This is a genomic window from Mesorhizobium sp. NPDC059054, assembly GCF_042739215.1.
Lineage (GTDB): Bacteria > Pseudomonadota > Alphaproteobacteria > Rhizobiales > Rhizobiaceae > Mesorhizobium.
This window is the reverse complement of the sequence record NZ_JBHYHV010000007.1, coordinates 175,594-189,223: the sequence shown is the minus strand read 5'-3', so window position 1 is coordinate 189,223 and position 13,630 is coordinate 175,594. Positions and strand designations below refer to the sequence as shown.

Sequence of the window (13,630 nt, the reverse complement as noted above, 5' to 3'; positions counted from 1 at the left end):
GCCTGGATCGCCTTGAAGCCGGCGCGCCGCCACGCCCTCACAATCTGTCTTTCGCTTTTCTTTGAATGGAGTTCCATCATGTCCCAACATCCCGGCCTTGATCTGATGCATGTCGAAATGGGCCGGCAATGCTCTGATGCACTGGCCACGCTCGACGCCGCCAGGCCGATCGCGGAACAGATCGCCGAAAGCATTCGCCGTACGAAAAGACTTGTTCTTTATGCAATGGGAGGATCGCAGCACGTCAACCGGATCGCGGAACCGCTCTATCGCGACCTTGGGATCGACACCCGCGCGATCAATGCATCCGAGGTTCTGATGTCTCCGCTGCCGGACGGACCTCGAACGGCTGTTATCGTATCGCAATCTGGCGAGTCCGGGGAAATCGTCGAGTTTCTCCGGACACCGGCAGGCCAGGAGGAGCGTTTCGGATTGACTCTGGAAAGCGGCAGCACGCTGGCGAAGAACGTCAAGGCGTTCATCGCGGCGGCAGGCGGCACCGAACACGCGTTTGCGGCGACCCGTTCCATCATTCTGACGGTAGCCATGCATGGGGCCGTCCTGGAAGCGCTTGGGGCGCCGCAGGATCAGCTGCGCGCGGCTCTCGCCACTGCGCCCGCCTCGATAGAGGCTGTGGACGAAGCTCTGGCGGGGTCGGACGCCTACATATTCTCAGGACGTCATTCCATGGCCGGCGTTGCGGAAAGCGCGGCGCTGTCCCTTATGGAACTGGCCCGCGTCCCGACCATCGGCTTCGAAGGCGGTCAATTCAGACACGGACCATTCGAAGTCCTCCGCCCCGGTCTGGCTGTCCTCCTGTTGCGCAGCGCGGCCTGCGACGCGCCGGGCGTTGCGCAACTGGCGAAAACATCCGTCGAGGGCGGTTGCAATGTGGTCCTGTTTGACGCTTCAGGCGGCACGGCGATCGATGGATGCACACATGTCGAATTGCCTGTGGGCGCCGGACTTGGTGCGGCGGTGAGCATGCTGCTCGCTTTGCAGAACTTCAACATAGCTGTAGCCCGCCGCCTTATCCCGCAAGGCATTGGCTCGCCGCGTTTCACGACCAAGGTTACCGCCTAGCCGGAACTCCCGGGGCAAGTGCAAGCATTGCCCCAGGACCGATCCCGAAGACGGCGCGCCCGCCGATTTTCCGCTGCAGCCAGGAAAGCAATCATGCCTGAGCCATCCTTCATTGGAATCGATCTGGGAGGAACGCAGCTTCGCGTGGCGGCGGCGCGTCTCGACGGGGCAATGCTCGACCGGCGTCACGCCACGACGGATCGGCTTGGCGGCCCGCAGGCCGTTGTCGCTCAAATGGAGGCGCTTGTCGGTGCAGTGCGCCAGCGGGATACGGTGGCGATCGGCATTGGTGTTCCCGGAGCTTTCGATGGCGAAAAGGGGATGGTTCTCGATATTCCGGCGTTGCCGGGATGGAACAGCGTGCCTTTGGAAAAGATCCTCTCCGATCGCACGGGCTTGACCGTGATTCTCGAAAACGACGCAAAGGTGGCGGCGCTGGGCGAGTGGCGCGCCGGAGGCGGCAAAGGCTTTTCGAATTTCGCCTATGTAACCGTCAGCACGGGCATTGGGGGGGGGATCGTGGCGGAGGGCAGAATGATACGCGGCTTTCGCGGCCTTGCCGGCGAAGTCGGGCACACGCGCATAACGGACCATTCGGCTGTTTGCTCATGTGGGCGCCAGGGTTGCTGGGAGGCCGTGGCCTCGGGCACGGCACTGGCGCGCGCCGCCAAGGCGGCGATTGAAAAAGCGCCCTCGTCCTTGTTGGCGAAAGTGGCGGGAGAAGATGCGCCGACCGGCGAACATGTGAGCCGCGCCGCCAGGGAAAAGTGCCCGGCGGCGCTGGCCATTCTCAATGTCGAGGCGGAATGGCTGGCGGCTGGCTTCGCCAATATCCAGCATCTCTATTCGCCACAACGCATCGTGCTTGGTGGCGGGGTGTCAAACGCACTGGACCTGATGCATGCGCAAATCGTGCGCAGCATGGAAGAGCGTATTCTGTCGGGACATCCCATTCCCGAGATCGTTCGGGCAGAACTTGGAGACGACGCCGGGCTGATCGGCGCCGCCTATCGTGCCTCGGAGACGCAGGGTTGAAGATGGAGCCTCAGTCCGGCTGCCGCTTCAACAAATTTGCTGCCACGAAGCCGCCAAGGAGAGCCGGATAGATATGGAAAGGATCGGGGTAGGGGTCATCGGTACGGGTGACATTTCTTCAATCTATCTTCGCAATCTCAATTTGTTTGCGGGAGTTCGCGTCGTCGCCTGCGCGGGACGCAACAGGGACGCCGCGACGCGCCGTGCGGCTCAATTCGGGATCGAGGCGCTCGATGTCGACCAGCTTTTGAAGCGTGACGATATCGGCATCGTCGTCAACCTGACTCCGCCTGCAAGCCATGCCGACGTAACGCGGGATGCCTTGAGCGCAGACAAACATGTCTTTAGTGAAAAGCCCCTGGCTGTCGAAGCCGCTACGGGTCGCGCCCTTGTGGCCGAGGCGAGGAGCCGCTCTCTTCTGCTCGGCTGCGCACCAGACACTTTTCTTGGCGCGGGCGGAAGGCTGGCTCGCGGCGTGATCGACGCCGGAGAGATCGGAACGGTCACTTCCGGCGTTTGCATGTTCCTGTCCTCGGGCATGGAGCATCGGCATCCCAATCCCGAATTTTTCTTCAAGGCAGGCGGTGGACCCGTCCTCGATATCGGCCCCTACTACTTGACGACCCTTGTGAACCTTCTGGGGCCGGTCGCCAGTGTGCAGGCCGAAGCGAGCACGGGGTTCCGGGAGCGGCTCGTCACAGCGGCCGGCCCGCAACAGGGGCGGCGCATCCTTGTCGAAACGCCGACGACCATCATGGCGCTCCTGAAGTTTCGCAGCGGTGCTGTCGTCAATGCCATGTTCAGTTGGGATGTCAGGCTTCATGGGCGCCAGTTGATCGAAATCCATGGAAATGCCGGCACGATGCTGGTCCCCGACCCAGACACGTATGGTGGTTCGGTTTCGATCGGAATTGGCGGCGGAGCATGGGATGTGAGGGGAAGCGACACGGCTCCGCTCGGCCATCCGAACTGGTCCCCATCGGGGGACCCATCGCAGCAATTCGCGAATTATCGCGGGCTTGGCGTCGCGGAAATGTCGAGCGCCATCCTGCTTGGCAAGCCGCATCGCTCCTCGGGTGTGCTTGCAAGCCACGTTCTGGACATGATGGAATCCATTCTGGTCGCGGCCGGAGAGAGACGAACCGTTGATATAGACTCCTGTCCACGACGTCCGGAGGTGTTGTCCGAAGATGATGCGCTGGAGCTGACGAAGCTGAAGCTGCGGCCGTCGACCATGCTCGCCGCTCATGCCGGCGTCGATCAACCCTTGAACTGATAGCTATCCAGTGTCGTTTCCTTCATCTCGATCGAAAACCCCGGCGTCATAGGTGGCATGTAGGCAGCGTTTGCGATCACGCAGGGATCAAGGAAATGCTCGTGCAAATGGTCGACATACTCGATCACGCGCCCATCCTTGGTCCCGGAGACGGCAACATAATCGATCATCGACAGGTGCTGGACGTATTCGCACAGGCCGACCCCGCCCGCATGCGGCCAGACGGGCAGATCGAACTTGGCCGCCATCAGCAGCACCGCCAACACCTCGTTCAACCCGCCCATTCGGCAAGAATCGATCTGCACCACGTCGATGGCGCCGCCGGCGATGAACTGCTTGAACAGGATGCGATTCTGGCACATCTCGCCGGTGGCGACCTTGATCGGCGCTACTGATTTGCGGATCCTGGCATGGCCGGCCACATCGTCGGGGCTGGTCGGCTCTTCGATGAAATAGGGCTTGGCGAAGGCGAGGTCCTTCAGCCAGTCGATCGCCTGATCGACTTCCCAGACCTGGTTCGCGTCGATCATCAGGAAGCGTTGCGGCCCGATGACCTCGCGAGCGATCCGAAGGCGACGGATATCGTCGGTGCGGTCGCGGCCCACCTTCAGCTTGATGTGATTGAATCCCTGGTCCACCGCCTCCTGGCAAAGGCGCTTCAATTTATCGTCGGGATAGCCGAGCCAACCAGCAGAAGTGGTATAGCAGGGATAGCCCTCGCGCTCGAGCGTCGCGATGCGCTCGGCCTTGCCGGCTTCGGCTTTCTTCAGGATTTCAAGCGCCTCGGCGGGCGTGATCGCATCGGTGAGATAGCGGAAGTCGACGATGCGCACGAGCTCCTCGGGGCTCATTTCCGAGACCAACCGCCAGACCGGCTTGCCTGCTTGCTTGGCCCAAAGGTCCCAGACCGCGTTGACCACCGCGCCGACGGCAAGATGCATGGCCCCCTTGTCGGGTCCGATCCAGCGCAACTGGCTGTCGCCGGTGAGGTGGTGCCAGAAACGGCCTGGATCATGCTTGACCCAATCGAGGTCCAATCCGACGACGAGATGGCGCAATGCCTCTATGGCGGCACAGCAAATCTCGTTGCCACGACCGATGGTGAAGGTCAGACCGTGTCCCTTGAGGTCTGACCTGTCGGTGTCGAGGATCACATAGGCAGCCGAATAATCCGGATCCGGGTTCATCGCGTCCGAACCGTCGAGGCTCAGCGAGGTCGGAAAGCGCAAGTCGAAAACGCGAAGGCCGGTGATGCTTGTCATGTTCTACCCAACTCAGCTATCGGCGCGGAACGTCTGGCGCTGGCTGCCGAGCCCTTCGATGCCGAGTTCGACGACATCGCCTGATTTGAGATAGCGCGGCGGCTTCATGCCCATGCCGACGCCGGGCGGCGTGCCGGTGGAGATGATGTCGCCCGGCTGCAGGCTCATGAACTGCGACAGATACGAGACCAGGAAGGCGACGCCGTAGACCATCGTCCTGGTCGAACCGTTCTGCATCGTATCGCCGTTCACGGTCAGCCACATCTTGAGATCCTGCGGATCCTTGACCTCGTCCTTGGTCACCAGCCACGGGCCGATGGGGCCGAAGGTGTCGCAGCTCTTGCCCTTGGTCCATTGGCCGGAGCGCTCGGTCTGGAACGCTCGCTCCGAGACATCGTGAGCGACGCAGTAGCCGGCGACATAATCCAGCGCTTCGGCTTCCGAGACATATTTCGCGGTCTTGCCGATGACGACGCCGAGTTCGACCTCCCAGTCGGTCTTCTGCGAGCCGCGCGGGATCAAGACGTCGTCATCCGGGCCGACAATGGCGGACGTCGCCTTCATGAAGACCACCGGTTCCGGCGGCACCTGCAGGCCGGATTCGGCGGCATGATCGGCATAGTTGAGGCCGATGCAGATGAACTTGCCGGTGCCGGCGACGCAGGCGCCGAAACGCGGCTTGCCGGTGACTGCCGGCAGCGACTTCGGATCGAGCCTGGCAAGCGTCGCGAGTGACGCCGGGTCCAGCGCCTTGCCGCCGATGTCGGCAACGTGGCCGGAAAGATCGCGGATCACACCTTCCGCATCGACAAGGCCGGGTTTTTCCGTTCCCGGTTCACCATAGCGCAGCAGTTTCACTTGAGTTCTCCTTTTAGCCGGCTTTTCAAATCGACCAGCCGCCATCGATGTTGTAGGCCTGCCCCGTCGTATAGGTCGCGGTCGCCAGATAGACAGCGAGGTCGGCGATCTCTTCCGGCGTGCCCAGCCGGCCCATCGGCTGGCGGGCGATGAAGGTCGCGCGTGCCGCTTCGTAATCGCCTTGCGCACGCATCCTGCCTTCCAGAGAAGGGCTCTCGACCGTACCGGGACAAATGGCATTGCAGCGGATGCCCTGGGTCACATAGTCGGCCGCGACAGCCTTGGTGAGCCCGATCACGGCGGCTTTGGAAAGTCCATAGGCGAAGCGGTTGGGTACGCCCTTCTGGGAGCTTGCCAGCGACGACATGTTGATAATGGTGCCGTCACCGCGCTCCAGCATTCCGGGCAGGACGGCGCGGATGGTGCGCACCATGGCACGAACGTTCAAGTCCAGTGCGAAATCGAGGTCCTTGTCCTGCATCTCCAGGATCGTGCCGCCATGCACGAAGCCGGCGCAATTAAACAGAATGTCGACCGTGCCGATTTCCGCCATGGCAGCTCTTACGGCTCCATCGTCAAGCACGTCGAGCCTGCGCGTGACGACGCCTTCTATGCCCTCCAGCCCGGCCAGTGCTGCCGTGTCGATATCCGTGGCGATCACCTTGGCGCCGGCGGCTGCAAAGGCCAACGCGCTGGCGCGACCGATGCCTGCTGCCGCCGCCGTGACGAGCGCCGCCTTGCCTTCCAGTTTCTGCGTCATACCTTGTCTCCCGTTTCCCTCAAGCAGGCTTCATGCGCCGCTCGACGATATAGATGTGATCCGCTGCCAGCACGACTTCGCTGCGCTGGTTGACGACCTCTACGCGCTCGATCACGCGCCCGGCACCGGCCCGTTTCGGGTCATCCTCCTTGGCGGCGATCGTCGTGCGGGTATGAATGGTGTCACCGATGAAGACCGGCCGTATGAAACGCAGCCGGTCGTAGCCATAGGAGAAGGCGACCGGATTGATAACGCTGGCGGTCAATCCCACGCCGATCGAGAACACCAGCGTGCCGTGGGCGATGCGCTGGCCGAACGATGTTTCCCTCATGAACTCGGCGTCCATGTGATGTGGAAAGAAATCCCCGGTATGGCCGGCATGAACGACGAAATCGGTCTCGGTGATGGTGCGCCCGCTCGTCTTGCGCGACGTGCCGATCTCGTAGTCCTCGAAATAGATGGTCTGTTCCATCAAGGTTTCCTTGCCAGCGGCATTGCCGGCTCGCTGTTCGACCGATAGGCCGCCTCGACCAGTGCCATGGTGGTCCAGGCATCCTCGACGGAGCTGATCAGTTCAGCGTCTTCGCCCGCGGCGAAGCGCTGGACGTTGGCCATGCGACCGATGAAGGCATCGGGGAACCAGGCGCCGGCGAGCGGTACCGTAACCCAGCCGTCGCTGCCCTTGGGATAGATTTCGAGGATGTCCGGCTCGCCGCGCGGATAGTCAAGGTTGACGCCAAGCTGTACGTAGGCCGCGCCCTCGGTGCCGCAAATGCGGAATTCGCAAGCCTGATGACGGCGACCGAACTTGTGGTCATGGTTTATCGACAGCGAGCAGCGCACCGTATCGCCGTAGTCCAGGATGGCGCTGGTGCGCGTCTGCGCAACCGTGTGGTTCGGGTGGCCAAGCGTCTTGGCATGGACGCCTGCTGGGTCGCCGAGAAGCTGTCGGATCAAGTCGAGATAGTGGATCGAATGCAAGGCAATTTCGACGCGCGGTGATTTGAGCACGAACTCCCAAAGCCGCCAAGGCGTGTCGAGTGCCAACCAGGCGTCGAAATCCACAACCTCGCCGAGCCAGCCTTTGCGGACTGCATCGTTCAAGGCGAGTATCGTCGGCGCGAAACGAAGCTGGAAATTGACTGCCGCCTTCAACTTCTTCTGCCGGCATATGGCGAGGATTTCCGTTGCTTCGGTGAGGTCGTTGCCCATCGGCTTCTGGATCAGCACCACGGCGCCGTCTGGCAAGGTCTTCAGCACCTCGCCATGGCGGGCGGGCGGGGTGGCAAGGTCGAAGATCACACCAGGCACGGCGGCGGCTTCAGACGCCGATACAAAAGCTCTGACGCCCCATTCCGCCGCCAGCTTTTCCGCTTTGGTCCGGTCAGGGTCGTAGAGCCCGGCAATCGGAAAGCCGGCCTTCCGATAAGCGGGGAAATGCGCATCGCCGACGATGGAGCCCGCACCGAAAGTGACAATAGGCAGCGGCTTCGACGGCATCGGCGATGCCTGCGCGAGGCTGGCGGGGTCGAAACGGCTAGTCATGATGGAACACCTCGTCCATCGATGCCCACCATTCACCTTCGGTGCGCGTCTCGAAAGGCTGTTGGCAGGGTATGCACAGCGCCCACCATTGCTGCGTCTTCGGGTCTGCAGCCATCTTGGACATGTCGGCGGCGAAATCCGCGCCGTGGTATTCGAAATAGGAAAACAGCAAGTTTTCCGGGCGCTTGAGGTAGATCGAATAGTTTCGGATGTTGCAGGCCGAGATCATGGCAAGAACGTCGGGCCAGACGGCCGCATGAAGGCGTACATATTCCTCGACCTTTTCTGGTTTGAGGCCCAACACCATGCCCATGCGTTGCATCTCAAAGGCCCTTTTCGGTAATGGTAACGTTGAACTCGCCGATGCTTCGGGCTTTCAGGGCATCAAAATCCCAGTCGATACCGATACCCGGCTCGCTCGGCGCCAGCGCGCGGCCGTTCTCAATGCGCATCTTCTTTCCGGTCAGGTCGTCCAATTGCGGAATGTACTCGACATATTTGCCGTTCGGCACCGCGCAGGTCAGGCTGACATGCAGTTCCATGAGGAAATGCGGGCAGACGGGCATGTCGAAGGCTTCAGCCATATGCGCCACCTTGAGCCATGGCGTGATGCCGCCGATGCGGCCGACATCGACTTGCACGACGGAGCAGGCGCCCCTTTGCATGTATTCGCGGAAGTGGCGGATCGAATAGAGCGATTCACCCACCGCTATAGGCGTCGCTGTCGAGCGGTTGAGCCGGATATGACCATCGATGTCGTCGGCCGGCAACGGCTCTTCAATCCAGGCAAGGTCGAGGTCGCGCAGGCGCTCGGCGCGGCGGATCGCCTCGTCGACGGCAAAGCCCTGGTTGCAGTCGGTCATGATCTCGTAGCCGTCGCCGACCGCCTTGCGTATCGCAGAAAGCCGGGAAAAATCTTCCGCCCCGTGCGGCTTGCCGATCTTCACCTTGGAACCTGCAAAACCCTTTGCCTTGGCCGCCAGCGCGTCCTCGACCAGCGCTTCGGCCTCGATATGCAACCAGCCGCCCTCGGTGGTGTATAGCGGACAGCTTTCTCTGGCGCCGCCGGCAAGCTTCCACAGGGGCAGGCCTTGTTTCTTCGCCCGGAGATCCCACAGCGCCGTATCGATGGCGGCCAGAGCGATCGCTGTGATCGCGCCGATGGTCGTGGCATGGGAGGCGAATTCCAGTTCGTGCCAAATCGCTTCGATCTGGTCGGCGTCGCGGCCGATCAGGCGTGGCACCAGGTGGTCGATTAGCAGCCGCATCACCGAAGAGCCGCCGGTACCTATGGTGTAGCTGTAGCCGATGCCGACCGCACCGTCGGCATCGGTGATGGTGACGATGGGCGTCTCTTGAGAGACGAAGCTCTGGATGGCGTCGGTGCGCTTCACTTTCGGCACCAGATCGACCATGCCAAGTTCGACTTTTTCGATCTTCGCCATGGTCAGACCCTCAGGGATTTGCCGGTTTCGGCGGAAAACAGGTGCGCCTGGGAAAGATCGAAGCTCATGGCGACGCGATCGCCGGCTTTCAATGGCCTCGGGTTGAGCATGCGCGACACCCAGTCCTGGCTGTCGAACTCGGTAAACACCAGCGTTTCGTTGCCAAGCGGCTCGGTCACCGCCACCGGCAGTTCCAGCACATGCAGGTCGGCGGCGTCGCCTGACTGGAGACCATGGCCGACCGGATAGAGGTCGTCCGGACGCAGGCCGAATACCACCTTGTCGCCGGCATTGGTTGCGGCCTTGAAGGTGCGGGGCAGCGGCAGGCTCTGGCCGCCGGAGAAGACAAGCTTGCCGTCGGCCACCGTCGCCTCATGAAGGTTCATCGGTGGCGAGCCGATGAAGCCTGCGACGAAGCGCGTCGCCGGTCGCCGGAACACTTCGTCGGGCGTCCCGACCTGCTCGATATGGCCATCGCGCATGATGACGATGCGGTCGGCCAGCGTCATCGCCTCGACCTGGTCGTGGGTGACGTAGATGACTGTGGAACGCACCTTGGCGTGCAGCCTCTTGATCTCGGTACGCATCTGCGTGCGCAGCTTGGCGTCTAGATTGGAAAGCGGCTCGTCGAACAGGAACACGTCCGGGTCGCGTACGATGGCGCGCCCCATGGCGACGCGCTGGCGCTGGCCGCCGGAAAGTTGCGAGGGACGACGCTCCAAGAGTGTGTCGAGTCCGAGGATTGTTGAAGCCTCGGCCACCCGGCGCGCCTTTTCGTCCTCGGCGACGCCAGCGATCTTGAGTGAAAAACCAAGGTTTTCGCGCACCGTCATATGCGGGTAGAGCGCATAGGACTGGAACACCATGGAGATGTTGCGCGCGCGCGGCGCAAGGTCGTTGACGATGCGACCCCCTATCTCGATCGTACCGCCGGAAATCTCCTCCAGTCCTGCGATCATGCGCAACGTCGTGGACTTGCCGCAGCCGGATGGCCCGACCAGCGCGATGAATTCGCGGTCGGCGACATCGAGATCGATGCCGTGAACGATCTCCATCGTGCCGTAGCGCTTGGTAAGTTTCTTCAGTGATACGGTCGCCATGAGATTAGCCTTTCACCGCGCCGGAGGTCAGGCCGCCGACAAGGTGCTTCTGGACGATGAAAGTGAGGACGAGAGCTGGAACGATCATCACAACGGCAAGCGCGCACATGCCACGCCAATCGATGGTGAACTCAGCTGTGTAATCGAGCAGCCCAACGGGCAAGGTCTTCGAGTTGATCGAGCGCGTCAATTGCGAGGCGAGTGCAAATTCGTTCCAAGAGGTGAGGAAAGCGAAGATGCCGGCAGACGCGATACCGGGCCCGGCAAGCGGGAACTCGACCTGCCAGAAAGCCTGCCAGCGCGTGCAGCCGTCGATCTGCGCGGCTTCAGCCAGATCGCGCGGTACTTGCCGGAAGAAGCCGTCGATCAGCCAGATGGTGAACGGCACGTTGAGCGCGACATAAGCCAGGATCAGTCCAAAATGGGTATCAATGATATCGAGCCGCGCGTAGACGAAGAACAGCGGCAGCGACAATGCGATGCCAGGCACGGTGCGCGTCAGCATCAGGCCGAGGAACATCGCCGACTTGCCGCGAAAGCGGTAGCGGGCGAAAGCGTAGCCACCGGCCATGCCGATGGCGATGGCGATGGCCGTCGAGGTCACAGAGATGATCAGCGAATTGCGGAAATATTCGAAGACCGGAATGCCGCCTTTGCCGACGCCGGAAAACATGGCGACATAGGCGTCGAATGAGATCTCCTGCGGAATCCAGACGGGCGGCTTGGCCAGAATCTCGACAGTTGGACGCAACGAGGACAAGACGATCCACAGGCCGGGCAGACAGATTATCAGCATGGCCAGGAACAGGCCGACGCCGTGGGCGGCAGCCCCCAGCCGGCGCTTCAGGCGGGCGGATGTGTTGGCGTCCATCATCACCACTCCGCACCGATCTGCGTTCGGGCCGCAGCGAGTTTACGGAAGAAATAGACGGTGAAGACGATCGACAGCAGGATGGAGAAATAGGCCATCGCGTTGGCCGGTCCCATGCGCGCATCGCTGTAGGCGGTGCGCGCGATCAACGTCCACAACAGTTCCGTGCGGCCGGCGGGGCCGCCGTCTGTCATGATCTTCACGATATCGTATGCCCGTGCGACATCGAGCGAGCGGATGGTCATGGCGATGAAGGCGAACGGCATGACGAAGGGCCAAGTCACGTAGCGGAACGTCTGCCAAGGCGTGCAGCCATCGACGCGGGCCGCTTCCACCGGTTCCTTGGGCATGGCGAGCAGGCCTGCGAGGATGAGAATGGCGAAGATCGATGTCGACGACCAGATTTCGGCGATCGAAATGGCAGCGAAGGCGAGCTTGCCGTCGATCAGCCACGGGATCGCACGATCGGTCAGGCCAAGCGACTGCAGCGCATTGTTCACCAGACCGATGTTGTCGTTGAACATGAACTTGAACTGAAAGCCGACCAGGATCGGCGAAAACATCATCGGGAACATCATGATGGTGCGTAGCAGGCGCTGACCGCGCGTTGCCTTTTCAACCAGCAGCGCAAGGCCGAGCCCGAGCAGCATTTCGAGGTTGAGTGCCACGGTCAAAAGCACAACCGTGCGCAGGAAAGCCGCCCAGAAATTCCAGTCGGTCAGGATGCGCGCATAGTTGCGCAAGCCGATGAAGGTGAAGAAGGTTTCGGGTTTGGTCAGTCGGAACGGCGTGAAGCTCGAATAGAGCGACAGCGCCAAGGGCATGATCACCACCGCCGCCAGCACGATGACCGCGGGCAGTAGCAGGAGTACGGGTGGTGAGATGCGCGTGGCTTTCATTCGTCTCATTCGATGTCAGGCATCATGTGGATTGCGAAGGTTCGGTGAGGCGTGTCCGCCCGCTCCGGTTGCCTTGCGCAAACCGGAGCGGGCAGTCACACCAGACCCCGCAGGAGAGGGGCCTTCCTCACTCAGAGCTTGCCAGCGTCCTCGAGGATCTGCGTCGCCTTGGCAGCTGCCTCGTCCAACGCCTGCTTTGAGGTTTTGTCGCCGAGGATGGCGGCCTGGAGCTGCGGATAGACGGCGTTGGAAATCTCGATCCATTCAGCCGTCTGTGGCACCGGGAAGGCGTTCTTGGCAGCTTCCTGGAAAGCCTGCAGCACCTCCGTCTTGTAGGCGTCGCCCTTGGCCTGCTCGATGTCCCATTCCCACACGGCCGTGCGGGTCGGCAGAGGGCCAGCAGCGGCTTCCAGCTTCTGGCTGTCTTCGTTCGTCAACCACCAGACCAACGAGGCGGCAGCTTCCTTGTCGGCGCAGTTTTCGGTCACCGAGAAGCCGTGTGCGCCCGACCAGCCGGAACGTTTGCCCGAAGGGCCCTTGGGCTGCACCTTGACGCCGACATTGCCGGCGATCTTGGACGACTTCGGATCGTTGAAGAAGCTGGCCCATCCCGGCCAGTCGAGGTTGAGCGCCACGGTTCCGGAGGCAAAGCCCTGGCCGAGATCGTCCCACAGATAGTTGGTGGTGCCTGCCGGCACGGCCTTGGCTTTATAGAGATTGACGAACCAATCCAATGCCTTGACACCGGCTTCCGAATTGAAAGCGGGCTTGCCGTCCTTGTCGAGATATTCGCCGCCATTGGCTACCAGCATCTCGTAGAAGCGACCGTTGATCGCCTCTTCCTTGCCGGCGAACTGAGAGCCGTAGAAATCCGGCGGATTTGCGAAGAACTCGGCCTGCTGCGCCATTTCGTCGAACGTGTCCGGCGGAGCCAACTCCTCGCCGTACTTCTCCTTGTACGCCTTCTTCTTGGCTTCGTCCTGGTAAAGGCTTTTCTGGTAGTAGAGCGCCGAAACGTCGAATTGTGCGCGCGGCAGCATGACCAGTTTGCCGTCCAGCGTCGCCGCCTGGATGTTGGCCGGAACGAAGGCGTCAACCTCCTCCTTCGGCAGCAGCGTATTCAGGTCGACATAAATGCCCGGGTACTGTGGCGCGAAAGAGGTGTGGTTGGAGCCTACGCACCAGGTGATCGAATTGGAGGCGATGTCGGACTTGATCTCCTTGTCGAGATCGAAGTGGTTCTTCTTGGAGACGACGTTGACCTTGGCGCCGGTTGCCTTTTCCCACTCGCCGATACGCTCGTACAGCTTCTCATACTGCTGGCCGCCGATGAGCTTGGCATCGATGGTGATGCCTGGAAACTTGCCCGGCAGATCGGCTGCGGTTGCCGCGCCCAGGCTTGCAGCCAAAGCCAGCGCGCCGGCAGCGACGCCGGAAAGCAATCTGTTCATGAATAACCTCCCTGGGGCGACGATCGGCCGCCCGTAACCTGAAGC

The 13,630-nt window shown here is 61.7% G+C and carries 14 protein-coding genes; 3 read left to right on the top strand and 11 right to left on the bottom strand.

All coding sequences use genetic code 11. From position 1 onward, the window contains the following. The first annotated feature begins 78 nt into the window (after nucleotides 1–78). The 3 genes from ACFWXH_RS27425 (at nucleotide 79) to ACFWXH_RS27415 (ending at nucleotide 3,394) form a co-directional block, all read left to right on the top strand. Nucleotides 79–1,083, top strand: a complete 1,005-nt coding sequence (locus tag ACFWXH_RS27425) for an SIS domain-containing protein (protein WP_379124592.1) — start codon at nucleotides 79–81, stop codon at nucleotides 1,081–1,083. A gap of 93 nt (nucleotides 1,084–1,176) precedes the next feature. Continuing rightward, complete coding sequence (locus ACFWXH_RS27420; RefSeq protein WP_379124591.1) at nucleotides 1,177–2,118, top strand: ROK family protein; 942 nt, start codon at nucleotides 1,177–1,179, stop codon at nucleotides 2,116–2,118. 73 nt (nucleotides 2,119–2,191) lie between these two features. Then, nucleotides 2,192–3,394 carry a Gfo/Idh/MocA family protein gene (locus ACFWXH_RS27415; RefSeq protein ID WP_379124590.1) on the top strand — a complete coding sequence of 401 codons (1,203 nt, stop codon included), beginning with the start codon at nucleotides 2,192–2,194 and terminating at the stop codon, nucleotides 3,392–3,394. On the opposite strand, the gene ACFWXH_RS27410 is transcribed toward ACFWXH_RS27415, so the two are convergent. From ACFWXH_RS27410 to ACFWXH_RS27360, 11 genes are all read right to left on the bottom strand, one after another. Beyond that, nucleotides 3,379–4,656 (bottom strand): L-fuconate dehydratase, encoded by a 1,278-nt coding sequence (locus ACFWXH_RS27410; protein WP_379124589.1) that lies wholly within the window; start codon nucleotides 4,654–4,656, stop codon nucleotides 3,379–3,381. The two genes, ACFWXH_RS27415 and ACFWXH_RS27410, sit on opposite strands and share 16 nt — an antisense overlap. A gap of 12 nt (nucleotides 4,657–4,668) precedes the next feature. Continuing rightward, complete coding sequence (locus ACFWXH_RS27405; RefSeq protein WP_379124588.1) at nucleotides 4,669–5,514, bottom strand: fumarylacetoacetate hydrolase family protein; 846 nt, start codon at nucleotides 5,512–5,514, stop codon at nucleotides 4,669–4,671. Nucleotides 5,515–5,539: 25 nt separating this feature from the next. After that, nucleotides 5,540–6,274, bottom strand: coding sequence for an SDR family oxidoreductase (locus tag ACFWXH_RS27400; RefSeq protein WP_379124587.1), 735 nt, complete (start codon nucleotides 6,272–6,274; stop codon nucleotides 5,540–5,542). A 19-nt stretch (nucleotides 6,275–6,293) separates the two neighbouring features. Then, nucleotides 6,294–6,749, bottom strand: coding sequence for a MaoC/PaaZ C-terminal domain-containing protein (locus ACFWXH_RS27395; RefSeq protein ID WP_379124586.1), 456 nt, complete (start codon nucleotides 6,747–6,749; stop codon nucleotides 6,294–6,296). Next, nucleotides 6,746–7,819: a Gfo/Idh/MocA family protein gene (locus ACFWXH_RS27390; protein WP_379124585.1), complete on the bottom strand. Its 1,074-nt coding sequence runs from the start codon at nucleotides 7,817–7,819 to the stop codon at nucleotides 6,746–6,748. Before ACFWXH_RS27390 ends, ACFWXH_RS27395 begins: the two co-directional genes overlap by 4 nt. Then, entirely contained in the window at nucleotides 7,812–8,141 is a 330-nt protein-coding gene (locus ACFWXH_RS27385; RefSeq protein WP_379124584.1) for an L-rhamnose mutarotase, read from the bottom strand. The genes ACFWXH_RS27390 and ACFWXH_RS27385 overlap by 8 nt, the downstream gene beginning before the upstream one ends. A gap of 1 nt (nucleotide 8,142) precedes the next feature. Next, the gene (locus tag ACFWXH_RS27380) at nucleotides 8,143–9,264 is read right to left on the bottom strand and encodes a mandelate racemase/muconate lactonizing enzyme family protein (RefSeq protein ID WP_379124583.1); all 1,122 of its coding nucleotides are present in this window, start codon (nucleotides 9,262–9,264) and stop codon (nucleotides 8,143–8,145) included. A 2-nt stretch (nucleotides 9,265–9,266) separates the two neighbouring features. Further along, nucleotides 9,267–10,364, bottom strand: a complete 1,098-nt coding sequence (locus tag ACFWXH_RS27375) for an ABC transporter ATP-binding protein (protein ID WP_379124582.1) — start codon at nucleotides 10,362–10,364, stop codon at nucleotides 9,267–9,269. 4 nt (nucleotides 10,365–10,368) lie between these two features. Beyond that, on the bottom strand, nucleotides 10,369–11,235 hold the full coding sequence (locus tag ACFWXH_RS27370) for a carbohydrate ABC transporter permease (protein WP_054312682.1): 867 nt from the start codon (nucleotides 11,233–11,235) through the stop codon (nucleotides 10,369–10,371). A 2-nt stretch (nucleotides 11,236–11,237) separates the two neighbouring features. Further along, on the bottom strand, nucleotides 11,238–12,134 hold the full coding sequence (locus ACFWXH_RS27365; protein WP_379124580.1) for a carbohydrate ABC transporter permease: 897 nt from the start codon (nucleotides 12,132–12,134) through the stop codon (nucleotides 11,238–11,240). Nucleotides 12,135–12,265: 131 nt separating this feature from the next. Continuing rightward, on the bottom strand, nucleotides 12,266–13,585 hold the full coding sequence (locus ACFWXH_RS27360; RefSeq protein ID WP_379124579.1) for an ABC transporter substrate-binding protein: 1,320 nt from the start codon (nucleotides 13,583–13,585) through the stop codon (nucleotides 12,266–12,268). Nucleotides 13,586–13,630: the final 45 nt, after the last annotated feature.

Bases quoted from the DNA above. Each gene is read 5' to 3' on its own strand.
- ACFWXH_RS27425 (WP_379124592.1), top strand. From the start codon at position 79: ATGTCCCAACATCCCGGCCTTGATCTGATGCATGTCGAAATGGGCCGG.
- ACFWXH_RS27420 (WP_379124591.1), top strand. From the start codon at position 1,177: ATGCCTGAGCCATCCTTCATTGGAATCGATCTGGGAGGAACGCAGCTT.
- ACFWXH_RS27415 (WP_379124590.1), top strand. From the start codon at position 2,192: ATGGAAAGGATCGGGGTAGGGGTCATCGGTACGGGTGACATTTCTTCA.
- ACFWXH_RS27410 (WP_379124589.1), bottom strand. From the start codon at position 4,656: ATGACAAGCATCACCGGCCTTCGCGTTTTCGACTTGCGCTTTCCGACC.
- ACFWXH_RS27400 (WP_379124587.1), bottom strand. From the start codon at position 6,274: ATGACGCAGAAACTGGAAGGCAAGGCGGCGCTCGTCACGGCGGCGGCA.
- ACFWXH_RS27390 (WP_379124585.1), bottom strand. From the start codon at position 7,819: ATGACTAGCCGTTTCGACCCCGCCAGCCTCGCGCAGGCATCGCCGATG.
- ACFWXH_RS27385 (WP_379124584.1), bottom strand. From the start codon at position 8,141: ATGCAACGCATGGGCATGGTGTTGGGCCTCAAACCAGAAAAGGTCGAG.
- ACFWXH_RS27380 (WP_379124583.1), bottom strand. From the start codon at position 9,264: ATGGCGAAGATCGAAAAAGTCGAACTTGGCATGGTCGATCTGGTGCCG.
- ACFWXH_RS27375 (WP_379124582.1), bottom strand. From the start codon at position 10,364: ATGGCGACCGTATCACTGAAGAAACTTACCAAGCGCTACGGCACGATG.
- ACFWXH_RS27370 (WP_054312682.1), bottom strand. From the start codon at position 11,235: ATGGACGCCAACACATCCGCCCGCCTGAAGCGCCGGCTGGGGGCTGCC.
- ACFWXH_RS27365 (WP_379124580.1), bottom strand. From the start codon at position 12,134: ATGAAAGCCACGCGCATCTCACCACCCGTACTCCTGCTACTGCCCGCG.
- ACFWXH_RS27360 (WP_379124579.1), bottom strand. From the start codon at position 13,585: ATGAACAGATTGCTTTCCGGCGTCGCTGCCGGCGCGCTGGCTTTGGCT.